Source organism: Streptomyces candidus (assembly GCF_014207445.1).
Lineage (GTDB): Bacteria > Actinomycetota > Actinomycetes > Streptomycetales > Streptomycetaceae > Streptomyces > Streptomyces candidus.
In genome coordinates, this window is sequence record NZ_JACHEM010000002.1 from 53,586 (window position 1) to 71,832 (window position 18,247).

Sequence of the window (18,247 nt, forward strand, 5' to 3'; positions counted from 1 at the left end):
GACGAAGGCAGGGGGAGTCTCCACCCGCCCACCGCCGGTCGAGGCTGCCGGAGGTGCCCATGAGTGCAGAGGCCACCAACCCCAACGGTGTGTCCCCGGAGATCCGTCCGACGGCCCCGTCGGCGGCGCTCCAAGGGGCCGCACGGAGCCGCAGGCGCGGCCGTCACCGGATCGACCTGCGCCGGCTCGGCAGGGCCGCCCTGCTCGGTCACGCCGCCCGCGGCCGCACCCCCGACGCGATCGCCCATGTGGCCGAGGCCCACCGAGCCCACCATCCGGACGCGGACCTCTCCCTCCTCAGCCGGGCCTACGTCCTCGCCGAGTCGTCCCACCGCGGGCAGATGCGCAAGAGCGGCGAGCCGTACATCACCCACCCGCTCGCCGTGACCCTGATCCTGGCCGAGCTGGGCGCCGAGACCACCACCCTGACCGCGTCCCTGCTGCACGACACGGTTGAGGACACCGACGTGACCCTCGATCAGGTGCGCGAGGAGTTCGGCGACGAGGTGTGCTTCCTCGTCGACGGCGTCACCAAGCTGGAGAAGGTCGACTACGGAGCCGCCGCCGAGCCCGAGACCTTCCGCAAGATGCTGGTCGCCACCGGCAACGACGTACGCGTGATGTCGATCAAGCTGGCCGACCGGCTGCACAACATGCGCACCCTCGGCGTGATGCGCCCCGAGAAACAGGCCCGCATCGCCAAGGTCACCCACGACGTCCTCATCCCGCTCGCCGAACGCCTCGGCGTGCAGGCGCTCAAGACCGAGCTGGAGGACCTCGTCTTCGCGATCCTCCAGCCCGAGGAGTACGCCCGCACCCGCACCCTGATCGACGCCAACGCCGCGCACGGCGACCCGCTCGCCCCGATCGCGGAGAACGTCCGCGGCGTCCTCAAGGACGCGGGCATCACCGCCGAGGTCGCCGTCCGCCCGCGGCACTCCGTCTCCGTGCACCGCGTCTCCCTCAAGCGGGGCGAGCTGCGCGGCACGGACTTCGGGCGGCTGCTCGTGCTGGTGGCCGAGGACGCCGACTGCTACGCCGTCCTCGGTGAGCTGCACACCTGTTTCACCCCGGTGATCTCCGAGTTCAAGGACTTCATCGCCTCGCCCAAGTTCAACCTGTACCAGTCGCTGCACACCGCCGTCGCGAGCGACGACGGGGCGGTCGCCGAAGTGCTCATCCGTACGCACCAGATGCACAAGGTGGCGGAAGCGGGCGTCGTCGCGCTCGGCAATCCCTACGCACAGCCGGACCCCGCCGAAACCGCACCGGACGGTGAGCGGATCGACCCCACCCGGCCCGGCTGGCTCTCCCGGCTCCTCGAATGGCAGGAGGCCACCCCCGACCCCGACGCCTTCTGGACGTCGCTGCGCGCCGACCTCGCCCAGGACCGCGAGATCACCGTCTTCCGCTCCGACGGAGGCACGCTCGGGCTGCCCGCCGGGGCGAGCTGCGTGGACGCCGCGTACGCCCAGTACGGCGAAGAGGCGCACGCCTGCATCGGGGCCCGCGTCAACGGCCGGCTGGCCACCCTCAGCACCGTCCTGCGCGACGGCGACAGCGTGCAACTGCTGCTGGCCCACGACGCGACCTCCGGGCCCTCGCCCGACTGGCTCGACCACGCCCGCACCCCGGCCGCGCGGATCGCCATCGCGGGCTGGCTCGCCGACCCGTCGACCGCGCACGACGCGGGGCCGCCCAAGGCCGCGGGAGCGGACGCGGGGAGCACCGGGACCCCGCCCGGCGTCCCGACGGCGCCGGACGCTCCGACGGGCGGTGAGGGCGTCCTACGGGCCGCACCGGAGAACGCGGTCACCGACCTGCCGGACACGAGCGTGCGCATGGCCGGATGCTGTACGCCCGTACCCCCCGACCGGGTACTGGGCTTCGCCGTCCGCGGCGGCGTGGTCACCGTCCATCGCGAAGGCTGCGCCGCCGTGGCCCGCATGCGGGCCCTGGGACGCGAACCGGTCGCCGTGCACTGGCAGGCCACCGCGGACTGCCGGGTCACACTGATCGCCGAGTCCTTCGGCCGGCCCCACCTGCTCGCCGACCTCACCGAGGCCATCGCCACGGCGGGCGCCGAAGTCGTCTCCGCCACCGTCGAGCCGCCCATGGAACAGCGGGTGCGGCACACGTACACGCTGCAGCTCCCGGACGCCACCGGGCTCCCCGCACTCATGCGCGCCATGCGCGAGGTCGCCGGGGTCTACGACGTCAGCCGCGCCCAGCACCCCGCGACCGCCTGACCCGCCGACGGGTGCGGCGCGCGGGCCCGTACGCCCCTCGTTCGGGTGGCCCGGTGCGCGCCGTCCCCACCGCCGGGCGCCGGCGCTGATAGCGGTGGTCCATGCTGCTCACCTCCCGGCGCCTGCGTGCCGCCCTGCTGGCCGCCGCCTCCGTCTCCCTCGTCGGAGCCGTCCTGCCGCCGCCCGCCCCCCTCGGCATCGGCGACCCGCTCTTCCCGTACCTCGGCAACCCCGGCTACGACGTCCTCTCGTACGACATCGCCCTCACCTACAGCGGCGACAACAGCAAGCCGCTGGACGCAGTGACGAAGATCGAGGCGCGCGCCACGGACGACCTGGACCGCCTCAACCTCGACTTCGCGCACGGCACCGTCCGGTCGGTCGAGGTGAACGGGGCGCCGGCGGCCTTCTCCACCGCCGGTGAGGACCTGGTCGTCACCCCCGCGCGGAAGGTGCAGGAGGGCAGGCGTGCTCACCTCACCGTCAGACACACCAGCAACCCCCTCGGCAACACGGCCGACGGCGGCTGGGTGCGCACCGGTGACGGCCTGGCCATGGCCAACCAGGCCGACGCCGCGCACCGCGTCTTCCCCTGCAACGACCACCCGTCCGACAAGGCGTACTTCACCTTCCGGGTGACCGCGCCCAAGGACCGCACGGTCGTCGCCAACGGACTGCCCGCCGCGCCCCGCCGGGCGAAGGGGCGCAGCGCCGCGGCGAACACCACCACCTGGACCTACCGCACCCGCCACCCCATGGCCACCGAACTCGCCCAGGTGTCGATCGGGAAGTCCGCCGTGCTGCACCGCACCGGCCCGCACGGTCTGCCGGTGCGCGACGTGGTCCCGGCGGCCGACGTGAAGGTGCTGGAGCCGTGGCTGAAGAAGACCCCCGAGCACCTCAGGTGGATGGAGGAGCGCGTCGGGCGCTACCCCTTCGAGACGTACGGAGTGCTCGTCGCGGACGCCAGCACCGGCTTCGCGCTGGAGACCCAGACGCTCTCGCTCTTCGAGCGGTCCCTGTTCACCCACACCGGCTACCCGCGCTGGTACGTCGACTCGATCATGGTGCACGAGCTGGCGCACCAATGGTTCGGCAACAGCGTCTCGCCCCGGTCCTGGTCCGACCTGTGGCTCAACGAGGGCCACGCCACCTGGTACGAGGCGCTGTACGCGGACGGGCATCGCCCCCTTGAGCGGCGCATGAAGGACGCGTACAGCCGGTCCGACGCGTGGCGCAGCGCGGGCGGGCCGCCGGCCGCCCCCAAGCAGGCCGAGCCCGGCCGCAAGATCAGCATCTTCCGTCCGGTGGTGTACGACGGCAGTGCCCTGGTGCTGTACGCACTGCGCCAGGAGATCGGTGCGGCGGCCTTCGAGGAGGTCGAGCGGCGCTGGGTGAGCGAGCACCGTGACTCGGTTGCCGCCACGGAGGACTTCGTGAAGCTGGCCTCCGACGTGTCAGGACGCGACCTCTCCGGCTTCTTCCAGCAATGGCTGTACGCGAAGAAGACGCCGCCGATGCCCGGCCGCCCGGAGTGGCGCAGCGCGGCGGTCGCGAGCGCCGGGAAGGGCTGAGACCGCGCGGTGCACGTCCGGCGCGGAGCCGTCCCGGGAGCGGTTCGGGAGCCGGTAAACCCGTGTGACGACCGGGCCGTGCCGTGCGACCATCATCGGGTCGACGGCACGGCCGGGGGCGGAAAAGTTTTCGAGTTCCTCCGGGAATCATCCGCAACCGTCACGCGTTGTGACTGTCGACGGAAGTTTCCGGACCCCTCCCGTACGGGCACGGGGACCCGGGCCTCCCGACCTCCACCTCACCACGACGTAAGGATCCAATGACTCCCTCCACTTCTTCCCCTTCCACGAACGACAACATCACAGACAGCCTGCGGGCCGATGCCCTGATGGAAGAGGACGTCGCCTGGAGCCACGAGATCGACGGAGAGCGGGACGGCGAGCAGCTCGACCGTTCCGAGCGGGCCGCACTGCGTCGCGTCGCGGGTCTCTCCACCGAACTCGAGGACGTCACCGAAGTCGAGTACCGGCAGCTGCGCCTGGAGCGCGTCGTGCTGGTCGGTGTGTGGACCTCGGGGACCGCCCAGGACGCGGACAACTCCCTCGCGGAGCTCGCCGCCCTCGCGGAGACGGCCGGAGCCCTGGTGCTCGACGGCGTCGTCCAGCGGCGCGACAAGCCGGACCCCGCGACGTACATCGGCTCCGGCAAGGCCATGGAACTGCGGGACATCGTCCTGGAGACCGGCGCCGACACCGTGGTCTGTGACGGTGAGCTCAGTCCCGGCCAGCTCATCCACCTCGAAGACGTCGTCAAGGTCAAGGTGGTCGACCGGACCGCGCTGATCCTCGACATCTTCGCCCAGCACGCCAAGTCCCGGGAGGGCAAGGCGCAGGTCGCCCTCGCGCAGATGCAGTACATGCTGCCGCGACTGCGCGGCTGGGGTCAGTCGCTGTCCCGTCAGATGGGTGGCGGCGGCGGTGGCGGCATGGCCACCCGTGGTCCCGGTGAGACCAAGATCGAGACCGACCGGCGCCGGATCCGCGAGAAGATGGCCAAGATGCGCCGGGAGATCGCGGAGATGAAGACCGGCCGCGACCTCAAGCGCCAGGAACGCCGGCGCAACAAGGTGCCTTCGGTCGCCATCGCCGGGTACACCAACGCGGGCAAGTCCTCGCTGCTCAACCGCCTCACCGGCGCGGGCGTGCTGGTGGAGAACGCACTGTTCGCCACCCTCGACCCGACCGTGCGACGTGCCGAGACGCCCAGCGGGCGGCTCTACACGCTGGCGGACACCGTCGGATTCGTCCGGCACCTGCCGCACCACATCGTCGAGGCGTTCCGCTCCACCATGGAGGAGGTCGGCGACTCCGACCTCATCCTGCATGTGGTGGACGGCTCGCACCCGGCGCCGGAGGAGCAGCTGGCCGCCGTGCGCGAGGTGATCCGTGACGTCGGTGCACTCGACGTGCCGGAGATCGTCGTGATCAACAAGGCGGACGCGGCCGACCCGGTCGTCCTCCAGCGGCTGCTGCGCATCGAGAAGCACGCCATCGCGGTCTCGGCCCGGTCGGGCCAGGGCATCGACGAGCTCCTGGAGCTCATCGACCGCGAACTGCCGCGTCCCTCGGTCGAGATCGAGGCGCTCGTGCCGTACATCCAGGGCGCCCTGGTCTCGCGGGCGCACGCCGAGGGCGAGGTGATCTCCGAGGAGCACACCGAGGAGGGCACCCTGCTCAAGGCGCGGGTGCACGCGGAACTGGCCGCGGAGTTCGAGACGTTCGCCCCGGTCGCGCACTGAGGCGTTCGCCGCGCGACCGCGTCGGTGCCGCTCGCGGCCCGGTACGGCCGAAGGCCCGTACCTCCACGACGGGGGTACGGGCCTTCGGCTTTGCCGCGGCGGAACGGCAGCCGCGCGGCGTGCCGTCATCCGGGGGCGCGGCCGGGGCACGTCAGCGGCGGCTGAACTTCTTGCTCGTCGCCGTGTAGATCTGCTGTGCGCCCGCGCCGAGCCGCGGTCCGGCCAGCCAGCCGTGCGTGACGGGGCCGATGGAGGTGTTGGAGACCAGCGCGAGACCGCCGCCGGGCTTGTTGGTGAACCACCCGCCGCCCGAGGACCCACCGGTCATGGAGCAGCCGATGCGGTGCATGGGGAGCGTGTTCGGGCCGACCGAGAAGCGGCCCGGCCGGTCGACGCACTTGTGCATGATCACGCCGTCGTACGGGGGAGCCGCCGGGTACCCCCAGGCGCCCATCGCGCCGATCCGACGGGTGTCGGGGGCGCCGAAGTTCACCGGGATCGCGGTACCGACCGTCTCCTCCAGGGACTTGCCGCCGCGCTCGGGCTTCACGTGCAGCACCGCGTAGTCGTGCGCCGCGCCGGTGCCCCCGGTCGGGCCGCCGTTGCGGATCCACTCGCCGGAGGTCGCCGCCCAGTCGGCCCAGTACACGCCGTACGGGTAGTGCTCCCGGGCCGGGGCGTTGCGCAGGGCGGCCGGGGACCTGCCGTTGTTGTTGTACGCGGGGGCGAAAACCAGGTTGCGGAACCAGCCGCCCGCGCCGCCGGCGTGCACGCAGTGTCCGGCGGTCCACACGAGGTTGGACCGCCCCGGGTTGTTGACGTCCTTGATGACGGTGCCGGAGCAGACCATGGGGCCTTTGGGGGAGTCGAAGAAGAGCTTCCCGACCGGGGCACCGTGCCTGGTGTACGGAGTCTTCTCGCGCACGGCCCGCACCGGGCGCGGCACCGGGTCGGAGACGTTCTGGCCGCCGGACACGTCACTGGCCGTCATCGTCTTCGCGGGGTCCTGGGCGGTCCGCATCCGCTCCGGGCTCCAGAGGCCCTCGATGACCGGGTTGACGAAGTCCTGGGCCTGGCGCAGCCACTTGTCCCGGTCCCAGTTCTTCCACTCGCCGTCGCGCCACTTCTCCGGGTCGACGCCGTGCTTCCTGAGTTTGTCGGCGAGGTCCCTGGGAAGTGCGAGGTCTCCGCTGCCCTTGTCCGCGGCGGGCGTCGGCGTGGCGGACGCGGGCGCAGACGGTTTGTCGGCGGCCTTGTCCTCGGTGGGGCCGCAGGCCGTGACGGCGAGCGCGAGGGCCGTGGCGAGGCCGACGGCGGCGGGCAGCGGACGTGGCGGACGTATGGAGCGCATGGGATCTCCCCCTGGATGCCGATGTGTCATGAGCGTGTCAGATGTGAGTGCGGCGCGGAACACGGCAGGGCCTCCGGGGCCGTGCGCTCCGGAGGCCCTGCGCGCCGCTGCTACTTCTTGCCGGCCTTGTCGTAGATGGCCTTCGCCTCGGTGCCCAGCCGCGGCCCGGCCAGCCAGCCGGCCGAGACCGGACCGATCGAGGTGTTGGAGACGAGGGCGGGCCTGCCGTCCGCGCCCTGAGCCACCCAGCCGCCGCCGGACGAACCGGCGGTCATGGTGCAGCCGACCCGGTACATGGTGGGCTGCGCGGGCTTGATGGCGAGCCGTCCCGGCTTGTCCGCGCACTGGAACATGCGCTCGCCGTCGAAGGGCGGAGCCGCCGGATAGCCGGTGGCCTGCATGCTGACGATCTGCGGTACCGCCGGTGCGTTGAACTCGACCGGAAGGGCCGAACCCACGGTCTCCTCCAGCGACTTGCCGCCGGCGGTCTCCGGCGTGACGCTCAGTACCGCGAAGTCGTACGGAGCCCCCGCCCCGCCGGTCGGCCCGCCCTGGGCGATCCACTGGTCGGACGTGAGCGCCGCCTTGGCCCACCACACCCCGTACGGGGCGACCTGCTCGCGCGGGGTCGTCTTGGAGACCGGCTTCGCCTGGTCGTTGTACGACGGGACGAAGGCGATGTTGCGGAACCAGCCGCCCTTGGCACCCGCGTGCACACAGTGGCCGGCCGTCCACACCAGGTTGGACTTGCCCGGGTGCTGCGGATCCTTGACGACCGTGGCGGAACAGGCCATCGAACCCTCGGGGGAGTCGAAGAGGAGCCGTCCGGCCTCGGGAGCGGTGGAGTGGTACGGGGACTTCGCCGCCCGCGCGGGGAGACGGGCGGGCACCGGGTCGGTGACGCCCGCGTCGCCCGAGATGTCATTGGCGACGGGCTGTTTGGGCGGCTTCTCCGCGTCCTTCATGCGGTCCGGGTCCCACAGGCCCGCGATGATCGGGTTGACGAAGTCCTCGGCCTCGCGCAGCCAGTCGTCCTTGTTCCAGTTCTTCCACTCGCCGCCCTTCCACTTGTCCAGGTCGATCCCGTGCTCCTTGAGCCGGTCCTTCAGATCGTCCGGAATCGTGATCTTGCCGTCGGCGGAACCGCCCGCCGGGCCCGTGGCCGCGTTCGTCGGCGTACCGGCGGCACCGTCCTCGGTGGGTCCGCAGGCGGTCGCCGTCAGGGCGAGCGCGGCGACGAGACCGACGGCGGACAGCAGGGGCGCGCTCCTGCGACGGGCGCTCCTCCCACGGGGTGCGGGGCGGGCCGGGCGTATGGGTCGCATGTCTTGATCCCCCTGGGACTTCGAACGTGACAAGTCAGGCAGTTGCGGCAACAGGGACAGGTGGAGCGGGCGGAACCGATGGTGCGTGTGCGGCCGGTGCGGTGCGGGACCCCACGGCGGATGTGCGGCCCCCACTATGCCGGTGCCCTGGGGGACGGCCAACGGCAGGGCCGCGGTTCCGGCGCCGGAAGGATCTTCCGATTTGCCCGTGATCCATCGGGGGCACTGTCGTTGGTACGTACGAGGAACACCGGGACGGCGTACGGCTCCGCGGGGCCGCGCCCTCCGTACGCACATGCACCAGGGGGAGGACCAGCAGTCGTGGCCGTGACCGAACCTGCCCAGGCGGCGGAACCCGCCGACCGGCCGCCTGCCGACGGGCCGGCCGCCGACCGGCCGACCGTGGCCCACGAGGGGATCCTGCGACGGCAGTCGCTGCGCGAGTCCGCCGCCAGGACGTACGCACGGTCGCTGCCCATCGTCCCCGTGCGGGCCCGTGGTCTGACGATCGAGGGAGCGGACGGCCGGCGCTATCTCGACTGCTTGTCGGGCGCCGGGACGCTCGCGCTCGGGCACAACCACCCGGTGGTCCTCGAAGCGATCAAGAAGGTCATCGACTCCGGCGCGCCCCTGCACGTCCTGGACCTCGCGACGCCGGTGAAGGACGCCTTCACCACGGAACTGTTCGCGACGCTCCCGCGCGGCCTCGCCGACGACGCGCGGGTGCAGTTCTGCGGACCGGCCGGGACGGACGCCGTCGAAGCGGCGTTGAAGCTGGTGCGCACGGCCACCGGGCGCAGCGGCCTGCTCGCGTTCACCGGCGCGTACCACGGGATGACCGCCGGAGCGCTGGAGGCCTCGGGCGGCGCCCCGGACGTAGGGGTGACGCGGCTGCCCTACCCGTACGACTACCGCTGCCCCTTCGGAACCGGCGGTGAACACGGCGCCGAGCTGTCCGCCCGGTGGACGGCCAACCTGCTGGACGATCCCAAGGGCGGAGTGCCGCGACCCGCGGGGATGATCCTCGAACCGGTGCAGGGGGAGGGCGGGGTGATTCCCGCCCCCGACAGCTGGCTGCGGCGGATGCGCGAGATCACCGCGGACCGGTCGATTCCGCTGATCGTCGACGAGGTGCAGACGGGGGTCGGCCGCACGGGCACGTTCTGGGCGGTCGAACACAGCGGGATCGTGCCCGACGTCATGGTCATGTCCAAGGCCATCGGCGGCAGCCTCCCGCTGGCCGTGATCGTCTACCGCGCGGAACTGGACGCCTGGCAGCCGGGCGCGCACGCGGGGACCTTCCGGGGCAACCAGCTCGCGATGGCCGCCGGCGCCGCCACCCTCGCGTTCGTACGGGAGAACGCGCTCGCGGACCGGGCCCGGATGCTCGGGGCACGCATGCTCGGCCGGCTGCGCCAGCTGGCCGCCGCGCATCCGGTCATCGGCGACGTACGGGGGCGGGGCCTCATGCTGGGCGTGGAACTGGTCGACCGGGAGGGCAACCCGGGACACGTGCCCGCGCCCGCCACCGCCGAGCCCCGCACCCCCGGCCCCGTGCCCGCCGCGCCCGCTTCCCCCGCACTCGCGGCCGCCGTGCAGCAGGAATGCCTGCGCCGCGGACTGATCGTCGAGGTCGGCGGACGGCATTCCGCCGTCGTACGGCTGCTGCCCCCGCTCACCCTCACCGACGAACAGGCGGAGGCCGTCCTGGACCGGCTCGCCGACGCGCTGGCGGCAGCCGAACGCTCGCCGTACCGCGCGGGCCGGACCCGCGCCCCCCTGGACACGTACAGCCAGGAACCGGCCGGGACGACGTGCTGAAGCCGGTCGGCACCGGAACGACAACCTCACAAGGAAGCCCCCGTGAACCCCACACCCGCACCCGACACCTTTGAGGACAGTGCCGCGGACGACCCCGCCGTCCACCCCGTCGGCCCCCGGGCCGGGGCGGCCGCCGGGACGAACGAGGCGACGACCCACCCGGACGCCGTCGCCGAACCGGTGACGGTGCCCGGGCAGAAGTCCAAGGCGTGCGGGGAACAGCACAGTCCGGAAGCCGGCCGGGACCGCACCGGGCCGGACCCCCTGGACGACCCCGACCCGCAGGCCGCGGCGGACGCGGCCACCGTCGAGAACCTGCTGCGCTGCTGGGTGCGGGAGAACGACCTCCCCCGCCCGGCCGGGCGCACCCTGCGGCTCCCGCTCGGCAACAGCGGGACCGCGCTGCTCGTACCCGTCCGGTACTGGTCCCCCTGCGGCTGGCACCGGTTCGGCCCGGCCGTACTGGAGAGCGGACCCCGGGACGCCCCGCCGGTCGACGCGGTCACCCTGGCGTCCCTGCTGGGCAGGGAGGCCGACGGCGGCGGTGCCGTCCGCGGCGAGGGCGCCGACCTGGTCGGCCGGGTCGCCGACTCGGTGCGCCGCACCGCCGGGTTCATCGCCGCACGCCGGCGCGACCCCGGGCCCGCCGACGGCGCCGACCTCTTCCTCACCGCCGAGCAGTCCCTGCTGCTCGGCCACCCCACGCACCCCACCCCGAAGAGCCGCGAAGGCCTCTCGGAAGCGGAAGCACACCGCTACTCACCCGAGCTGCGGGGGTCCTTCCCGCTGCACTGGATGGCCGTCGACCGGTCCGTGCTGGTCCAGGAGTCCGCCTGGACCGAGCGCGGTCGCACGGTCACGGCCGAACAGATCGTCTCCCGCCTGGCCGCGGACCTCCGGCTTCCCGAAGGCACGGCGCCGCTGCCCCTCCACCCCTGGCAGGCCCGCGAGCTCGCCCTGCGGCCGGCCGTCGCCGCACTCCTCGACGACGGGCTGCTGCACGACCTCGGCCCCTACGGAGACCACTGGTTCCCCACCTCTTCGGTGCGCACGGTGCACCGGCCGGGGGCCGCAGCGATGCTCAAGCTCTCGCTGGGCGTACGCATCACCAACTCTCGCCGCGAGAACCTCCGCAAGGAACTCCACCGGGGCGTCGAGGTGCAACGCCTGCTGCGCGGCGGGCTCGCCGAGGAATGGCACGCCGCCCACCCCGGGTTCGACATCGTCCGCGACCCGGCCTGGATCGCCGTCGACGACACCGACGGCGCACCCGTGCCCGGCCTGGACGCCGTGCTGCGGCACAACCCCTTCGGCCCCGACGACGACGCCGTCTGCATCGCCGGACTCACCGCGCCCCGCCCCTGGCCGGGCCGCAGCGGCATGCACTCCCGGCTCGCCGACCTGGTGGGACACCTCGCCGCCCGAACCGGAAGGCCCGCCGGAGCCGTGTCCGCCGAGTGGTTCCTGCGCTACCTCGACCAGGTCGTACGACCGGTGCTCTGGCTCGACGGGCAGGCCGGCGTCGCCCTGGAGGCGCACCAGCAGAACACCCTGGTGCTGCTCGACGGCGACGGCTGGCCCGTCGGCGGCCGCTACCGCGACAACCAGGGCTACTACTTCCGCGAGTCCCGCCGCGAAGCCCTCGAAGCGCGTCTGCCCGGCATCGGCACCCACAGCGACACCTTCGTCGCCGACGACGTCACGGACGAGCGTTTCGCCTACTACCTCGGCATCAACAACGTCCTCGGCCTGATCGGGGCGTTCGGCGCACAGCGTCTCGCCGACGAACGCGTACTGCTCGCCGCACTGCGCCAGTTCCTCGGCAAGGCGACCGGCCTCGGATCGGCCCTGCCCGCCCAGCTCCTGGAAGCGCCGACGCTGCGCTGCAAGGCCAACCTGCTGACCCGCCTGCACGGCCTGGACGAGCTGGTCGGCCCGGTCGACACCCAGTCCGTCTACGTCACCATCGCCAACCCCCTCCGCCCCTGCTGACCCCCTCCCTGCCGAAGCCCCACCCCTGTCGCCCCATCCGTCCCTGCCGAGAGGAGAGCGCCCGCCGTGCCTCCCACCGATGCGAACACCGCCCCAGGAGCCGACACGGGGGTCGCCACGGCCCCCTTCGCGCCCTCGGACAACGAGGAAACCCTTGAGTTGCGGCTGCCCGACGAGTTCGTCGCCCTCTTCGGAGGCGGCAGCGGAGCAGCGACCGGAACCGCGGACGGAACCGGAACCGGAGAAGGAACGGGAAGCGGGACCGGAAACGGAACCGCCGAAAAAGACCGGCCCCGCCCGACGTGGGAGAACGCCCCGGCCGGAGCGGACCTCCTCGACTTCGTCGCCCACTGGCCGCCCGCCCCGACCCCGGCCGGGACCTTCCGCCTCGTCCCCGTGCGTCCCGAGCACGACCTGCCCCTCGTCAGCGGGTGGATGAACGACCCGGCCGTCGCCGCCTTCTGGGAACTCGCGGGCCCCGAGGAGATCACCGCCGCCCACCTGCGCGGCCAACTCGACGGCGACGGGCGCAGCGTCCCGTGCCTCGGTGTCCTCGACGGCACTGCCATGAGCTACTGGGAGATCTACCGGGCCGACCTCGACCCGCTGGCCCGCCACTACCCGGCCCGCCCGCACGACACCGGCATCCACCTCCTGATCGGCAGCGCCGCCGACCGGGGCCGCGGCCTGGGCACCCTGCTCCTGCGCGCCGTCTGCGACCTCGTCCTCGATCACCGGCCGTCCTGCGCGCGAGTCGTCGCCGAGCCGGACCTGCGCAACACCCCGTCCGTGTCCGCCTTCCTCAGGGCGGGGTTCCGCCTCTGCGCCGAGGTGGACCTCCCCGGCAAACGGGCCGCACTCATGATGCGCGACCGCGTGCACCGCCCCCGCGCCGCCTGACCTCCGTACGACCTGCTGCTCCCAGAACACCGCTCGTTCCGCATCGGTCCCGCCCCGAGGAGTCACCGTGCCGAAGCCGGCCCCCACCTCCACGACCGTCCCCGCGCAGGCCATAACCCCCGCGCCCGACCGGCTCGGCTTCGCGCCGGCCGCGGCCGTTCCGCCGGAACTCACCGCCGCGGCCTGGGACCGCGCGAGCCGCCGCCTGCTCGCCAAGACCCTCGGCGAGTTCGCGTACGAGGAGCTGATCGAGCCGACGCGCACGGACGCCCCGGCCACCCCGGAAGGCCTCCTTCACACCGTTGGCCTCGACAACGGCGAGATACTGTCCTTCCGCGCCCGCCGCGGTTCCTACGGAAGCTGGCAGATTGCCCCGGACACCGTCGAGATCCGCGACGAGGCCGGCGGCCGCCGACCGTTCCACGACCCCGTGCGGTTCCTGGTCCTCGCCCGGCGGCTCCTCGACCTCGACGGCGCCACCCTCGGCCACCTCGTCCGCGAACTCACCGCGACTCTGGCCGCCGACGCACGACTCGACCACACCGCCCTCCCCGCGGCCCGCCTCGCCGACCTCGGCTACGCCGAACTCGAAGGCCACCAGACCGGGCACCCCTGGCTCGTCCCCAACAAGGGCCGCATCGGATTCTCCGCCCGGGACGCCACCGTCTGGGCCCCCGAAGCGCGCACCCCCGGGCGCCTCCCGTGGATCGCCGTCAGCACCGCCCTCGCCCGCTACCGGGGCGTCCCCGCCCTCGCCGACCCCGGGCAGTTGTACGCCGGCGAACTCGACGCCGCCACGCGCGCGTGCTACGACTCCGCACTCCGCGACCGAGGGCTCGACCCGGCCTCGTACCTCTACCTGCCCGTGCACCCCTGGCAGTGGGACGAGGCGATCCTGCCGCTCTTCGCACCCGCCGTCGCACGCGGCGAGATCGTCCCCCTGCCCACCGACGGCGACCTGCGGCTGCCGCAGCAGTCCATCCGCACCTTCCTCAACGTCAGCCGGCCCGACCGGTACACGGTCAAGCTGCCGCTGTCCGTTCTGAACACCCTCGTCTGGCGCGGCCTGCCCACCGAGCGCACCGTCGCCGCGCCCGCCGTCACCGCCTGGGTGCAGGGGCTGTACGAGGCCGACCCGTACCTCAAGGAGGAGTGCCGCGTCGTGCTGCTCGGCGAGGTCGCCTCCGTGGCGGTCGAACACCCCGTCTACGACCACCTCCCCGAAGTCCCCTACCAGTACCGCGAACTCCTCGGCGCGATCTGGCGCGAACCCCTGGACCGCCGCCTGGACCCCGGCGAACGCGCCCGCACCCTGGCCGCCCTGCTGCACACCGACCCGCACGGCAGGGCCCTCACCGCCGAACTGGTCGCCCGCTCCGGCCTGGATCCGGCGGGCTGGCTCCGCCGCCTCTTCGCAGCGCTGCTGCCGCCCCTGCTGCACTTCCTCTACCGCTACGGCACCGTGTTCTCCCCGCACGGCGAGAACGCCATCGTGGTCTACGACGCACACGACGTGCCGGTCAGGCTCGCCATCAAGGACTTCGTCGACGACGTCAACGTCAGCGCCGAACCCCTGCCGGAACGCGCGGCCATGCCCGAGGACGTGCGCCGCGTCCTGCTCACCGAGCCCGCCTCCTTCCTCCCCCAGTTCATCCAGTCCGGGCTCTTCATCGGCGTGTTCCGCTACCTCGCCCCGCTCTGCGAGTCCCAACTGGGTGTACCCGAGAGCACGTTCTGGTCGCTGGTACGCGCGGAGATCCTCCGGTACCAGGCGCGCTTCCCGGAACTGCGGGACCGCTTCGAGATGTTCGACCTGCTGGCCCCCCGGCTGGAGCGCCTCTGCCTCAACCGCAACCGGTTGCACTCCGACGGGTACCGCGACCGCCCCGACCGGCCGCACGCCGCCGTGCACGGCACCGTCCCCAACCCGCTGCACCGGCCGTGACGGCCGTTGTCAGTGGTGCACCGTAGGGTGGTCGGGCTATGACGAAGCCCTCACTCCCCGAGCTCCTCCACGCCGCCGTCGCCGCAGTCGGCGGCGTGGAACGGCCAGGCCAGGTCACCATGGCCGAGGCCGTCGCCGAAGCGGTCGACGACAACTCCCACCTGCTCGTCCAAGCGGGCACCGGCACCGGAAAGTCCCTCGGCTATCTGGTGCCGGCCCTCGCCCACGGCGAGCGCGTCGTGGTCGCCACCGCGACCCTGGCCCTCCAGCGCCAGCTCGTGGAGCGCGATCTGCCGCGCACGGTCGAGGCGCTGAAGCCGCTGCTGCGCCGCACCCCGCAGTTCGCCATGCTCAAGGGCCGCTCCAACTACCTCTGTCTGCACCGGCTCCACGAGGGCGCCCCGCAGGACGAGGAGGACGGCCTCTTCAACCCCATGGAGCAGTTCGACGCCAACGCGCCCAGCAGCAAGCTCGGCAAGGACCTGCTGCGGATGCGCGACTGGGCCGACGAGACCGGGACGGGCGACCGCGACGACCTCACCCCCGGTGTCTCCGACAAGGCCTGGGCGCAGGCCTCCGTCTCCTCGCGCGAGTGCCTGGGCGCCAGCAAGTGCGCCTACGGCGCGGAGTGCTTCGCGGAAGCGGCGCGCGAGAGGGCGAAGCTGGCCGACGTGGTCGTCACCAACCACGCACTGCTCGCCATCGACGCCATCGAGGGCGCCCCGGTGCTCCCCTCGCACGAGGTGCTGATCGTCGACGAGGCGCACGAGCTGGTCTCCCGGGTCACCGGAGTCGCCACCGGCGAACTCACCCCCAGCCAGGTCAACCGGGCGGTCCGCCGCGCCGCGAAGATCGTCAACGAGAAGGCCGCGGACGCGCTGCAGACCGCCTCGGACAGCTTCGAGCGGGTGATGGAGCTCTCCCTGCCCGGCCGTCTGGAAGAGATCCCGGAAGACCTCGGGTACGCACTGATGGCTCTCCGCGACGCCTCCCGCACCGTCGTGTCCGCCCTCGGCTCGACCCGGGACAAGTCCGTCACCGACGAGGACGCCGTCCGCAAGCAGGCCCTCGCGATGATCGAGAACATTCACGGCGTCGCCGAGCGCATCGCCAACGGCTCCGAATGGGACGTCGTCTGGTTCGAGCGCAACGAACGCTACGGAACGGCGTCCCTGCGCGTCGCCCCGCTCTCCGTGTCCGGTCTGCTGCGCGAGAAGCTCTTCACCGAGCGCTCCGTCGTCCTGACCTCGGCCACCCTCAAACTCGGCGGGGACTTCAACGGCGTCGCCGCCTCGCTGGGCCTTGCCCCCGAGGGGCAGCAGGGCGAGGACCTGCCGGTGTGGAAGGGCCTGGACGTCGGCTCCCCCTTCGACTACCCCAAGCAGGGCATCCTGTACGTCGCCAAGCACCTGGCACGCCCCACCCGCGACGCCGGGCGCGAGGACATGCTCGACGAGCTGGCCGAGCTGATCGAGGCCGCCGGAGGGCGTACGCTCGGCCTCTTCTCCTCGATGAAGGCCGCCCAGACCGCAGCGGAAGCCCTGCGCGACCGGCTCGACATGCCGATCCTGCTCCAGGGCGAGGACACCCTCGGCGAGCTGATCAAGAACTTCGCCGCGGACCCGCAGACCTGCCTCTTCGGCACGCTCTCGCTGTGGCAGGGCGTCGACGTACCGGGAGCGAGCTGTCAGCTCGTCGTCATGGACAAGATCCCGTTCCCGCGCCCGGACGACCCGCTGATGAGCGCCCGGCAGAAGGCGGTCGAGGAGAACGGCGGCAATGGCTTCATGGCGGTCGCCGCGACGCACGCCGCGCTGCTGATGGCCCAGGGCGCGGGCCGTCTCGTCCGTGCCACGGGCGACAAGGGAGTGGTCGCCGTCCTGGACCAGCGCCTGGCCACCGCGCGCTACGGAAGCTACCTGAAGGCTTCCATGCCCGACTTCTGGTACACCGTGGACCGCAACCAGGTGCGCCGCTCGCTCGCCGCGATCGACGCCGCGGCCTTGACCGAGGAGAAGTGACCGTACGGGGGCCCCGGAACCTGCGCGGTTCCGGGGCCCCCGTACGGTCGACCGAGGCGTCAGACCCGGCGCAGCACCGCGACGACCTTGCCGAGGATGGTCGCTTCGTCGCCGGGGATCGGCTGGTAGGCGGCGTTGTGCGGCAGCAGCCAGATGTGGTTGTCCTCGCGCTTGAACCGCTTGACCGTGGCCTCGCCGTCCAGCATCGCGGCCACGATGTCGCCGTTCTCCGCGACCGGCTGGCGGCGCACCGTCACCCAGTCGCCGTCACAGATCGCGGCCTCCACCATCGAGTCGCCGACCACCTTGAGGACGAACAGTTCGCCGTCGCCCACCAGCTGCCGGGGGAGCGGGAAGACGTCCTCGACGGACTCCTCGGCGAGGATCGGCCCGCCGGCCGCGATCCGGCCCACCAGCGGAACGTACGAAGCGGCGGGCTTGCCGGTCGTGTCGGTGGTCTGCGTGCTCGGCTGGTCGGAGCCGCGCACCTCGTACGCCCGGGGGCGGTGCGGGTCCCGGCGCAGGAAGCCCTTCCGTTCGAGCGCCATCAGCTGATGGGCCACGGAGGACGTGCTCGACAGGCCCACCGCCTGACCGATCTCGCGCATGGACGGCGGATATCCCCGCCGCTGCACGGAGTCCCTGATGACCTCGATGACCCGCCGCTGCCGGTCCGTGAGACCGGAGCTGTCCGCCCGGATCCCGGGAGGTCGGCCGGGCAGCGAGCGTGTGGGCTTGCCGCCGTCGGGGTTCGTGGCTGCGTCGTTCATGGCATGCACCGGCTCAAGTCGGCCCTGGGAGCGGTCCTGGGCGGCGATCGTGGCACTGTCTGCGGTGGTCGTCATGGTCGGCCCCTCTCGAATGGTCTCCCTGACCGGACAACGGTAGTAGCTTTCGAAAGGTTGCGCCAAACACACGTTCGAGTGAAAAACTGCGGAATGCCTGCACTATTCGTACGGATGGGTGTATAGGCGCGGCGTCGGCGGTGTTTTCCCGCGATACCCCCGAACGGCAATTCGGTTCATTACGGTAGCCTCCTTCGTCGGGTCGAAAGACGCTCGAAGCGCCCGGGGGTCGTGCGAGGGCTCCCGGCGGGCTCGCGCCGCGCCCGTCGCCACGGTTTCCGCTGGGCCGTCCGGGGCACCGGAAGGCAGAACCGTCCGCCGCGTCCCGTACCCTCGTGGGCGACCCCCGCAGACCCCTCCCGGACGCGTCGCGCGTCCTGGTTCGCCGCGACACGCGCGTAGGGCCGGAAGTCCGGTGAACCCCAGATCTAGTGGTTGAATCTCCGTAGCTACCCACAAGTTGTGGTTCGCGGTCTGGCGGAGCC

11 protein-coding genes are annotated in these 18,247 nt (G+C 72.4%); 8 read left to right on the top strand and 3 right to left on the bottom strand.

Translation table 11 applies throughout. The features are described from left to right. The first annotated feature begins 59 nt into the window (after positions 1-59). From HNQ79_RS03325 to hflX, 3 genes are all read left to right on the top strand, one after another. On the top strand, positions 60-2,249 hold the full coding sequence (locus HNQ79_RS03325; protein ID WP_185026698.1) for a RelA/SpoT family protein: 2,190 nt from the start codon (positions 60-62) through the stop codon (positions 2,247-2,249). A 101-nt stretch (positions 2,250-2,350) separates the two neighbouring features. Next, on the top strand, positions 2,351-3,823 hold the full coding sequence (locus HNQ79_RS03330; protein ID WP_185026700.1) for a M1 family metallopeptidase: 1,473 nt from the start codon (positions 2,351-2,353) through the stop codon (positions 3,821-3,823). A 260-nt stretch (positions 3,824-4,083) separates the two neighbouring features. After that, on the top strand, positions 4,084-5,562 hold the full coding sequence (hflX, locus tag HNQ79_RS03335) for a GTPase HflX (protein ID WP_185026702.1): 1,479 nt from the start codon (positions 4,084-4,086) through the stop codon (positions 5,560-5,562). 151 nt (positions 5,563-5,713) lie between these two features. Here the strand turns inward: hflX and HNQ79_RS03340 are convergent, their stop codons facing one another. Together HNQ79_RS03340 and HNQ79_RS03345 are read right to left on the bottom strand one after the other, a co-directional pair. Next, positions 5,714-6,913, bottom strand: coding sequence for a trypsin-like serine peptidase (locus tag HNQ79_RS03340; RefSeq protein WP_185026704.1), 1,200 nt, complete (start codon positions 6,911-6,913; stop codon positions 5,714-5,716). Positions 6,914-7,023: 110 nt separating this feature from the next. After that, positions 7,024-8,238, bottom strand: a complete 1,215-nt coding sequence (locus tag HNQ79_RS03345) for a trypsin-like serine peptidase (protein WP_185026706.1) — start codon at positions 8,236-8,238, stop codon at positions 7,024-7,026. Positions 8,239-8,559: 321 nt separating this feature from the next. On the opposite strand from HNQ79_RS03345, the gene HNQ79_RS03350 reads away from it, so the two are divergent. The 5 genes from HNQ79_RS03350 to HNQ79_RS03370 all read left to right on the top strand — a co-directional run bounded on the left by HNQ79_RS03350 (position 8,560) and on the right by HNQ79_RS03370 (position 16,917). Continuing rightward, positions 8,560-10,059, top strand: a complete 1,500-nt coding sequence (locus HNQ79_RS03350; protein WP_185026708.1) for a diaminobutyrate--2-oxoglutarate transaminase family protein — start codon at positions 8,560-8,562, stop codon at positions 10,057-10,059. A gap of 42 nt (positions 10,060-10,101) precedes the next feature. Next, positions 10,102-12,051 carry an IucA/IucC family protein gene (locus HNQ79_RS03355; RefSeq protein ID WP_229923217.1) on the top strand — a complete coding sequence of 650 codons (1,950 nt, stop codon included), beginning with the start codon at positions 10,102-10,104 and terminating at the stop codon, positions 12,049-12,051. A 66-nt stretch (positions 12,052-12,117) separates the two neighbouring features. After that, entirely contained in the window at positions 12,118-12,951 is an 834-nt protein-coding gene (locus HNQ79_RS03360) for a GNAT family N-acetyltransferase (protein WP_185026709.1), read from the top strand. Positions 12,952-13,063: 112 nt separating this feature from the next. Further along, positions 13,064-14,896 (top strand): IucA/IucC family protein, encoded by a 1,833-nt coding sequence (locus HNQ79_RS03365; RefSeq protein WP_185027579.1) that lies wholly within the window; start codon positions 13,064-13,066, stop codon positions 14,894-14,896. A gap of 38 nt (positions 14,897-14,934) precedes the next feature. Next, positions 14,935-16,917 (top strand): ATP-dependent DNA helicase, encoded by a 1,983-nt coding sequence (locus HNQ79_RS03370; RefSeq protein ID WP_185026711.1) that lies wholly within the window; start codon positions 14,935-14,937, stop codon positions 16,915-16,917. A gap of 59 nt (positions 16,918-16,976) precedes the next feature. Here HNQ79_RS03370 and lexA read toward each other — a convergent pair whose 3' ends face one another. Then, positions 16,977-17,762: a transcriptional repressor LexA gene (gene lexA, locus HNQ79_RS03375; RefSeq protein ID WP_185026713.1), complete on the bottom strand. Its 786-nt coding sequence runs from the start codon at positions 17,760-17,762 to the stop codon at positions 16,977-16,979. Positions 17,763-18,247: the final 485 nt, after the last annotated feature.

Coding starts and splice junctions, on each gene's coding strand:
- HNQ79_RS03345 (WP_185026706.1), bottom strand. CDS start 8,238: ATGCGACCCATACGCCCGGCCCGCCCCGCACCCCGTGGGAGGAGCGCC.
- HNQ79_RS03330 (WP_185026700.1), top strand. CDS start 2,351: ATGCTGCTCACCTCCCGGCGCCTGCGTGCCGCCCTGCTGGCCGCCGCC.
- HNQ79_RS03340 (WP_185026704.1), bottom strand. CDS start 6,913: ATGCGCTCCATACGTCCGCCACGTCCGCTGCCCGCCGCCGTCGGCCTC.
- hflX (WP_185026702.1), top strand. CDS start 4,084: ATGACTCCCTCCACTTCTTCCCCTTCCACGAACGACAACATCACAGAC.
- HNQ79_RS03370 (WP_185026711.1), top strand. CDS start 14,935: ATGACGAAGCCCTCACTCCCCGAGCTCCTCCACGCCGCCGTCGCCGCA.
- HNQ79_RS03325 (WP_185026698.1), top strand. CDS start 60: ATGAGTGCAGAGGCCACCAACCCCAACGGTGTGTCCCCGGAGATCCGT.
- lexA (WP_185026713.1), bottom strand. CDS start 17,762: ATGACGACCACCGCAGACAGTGCCACGATCGCCGCCCAGGACCGCTCC.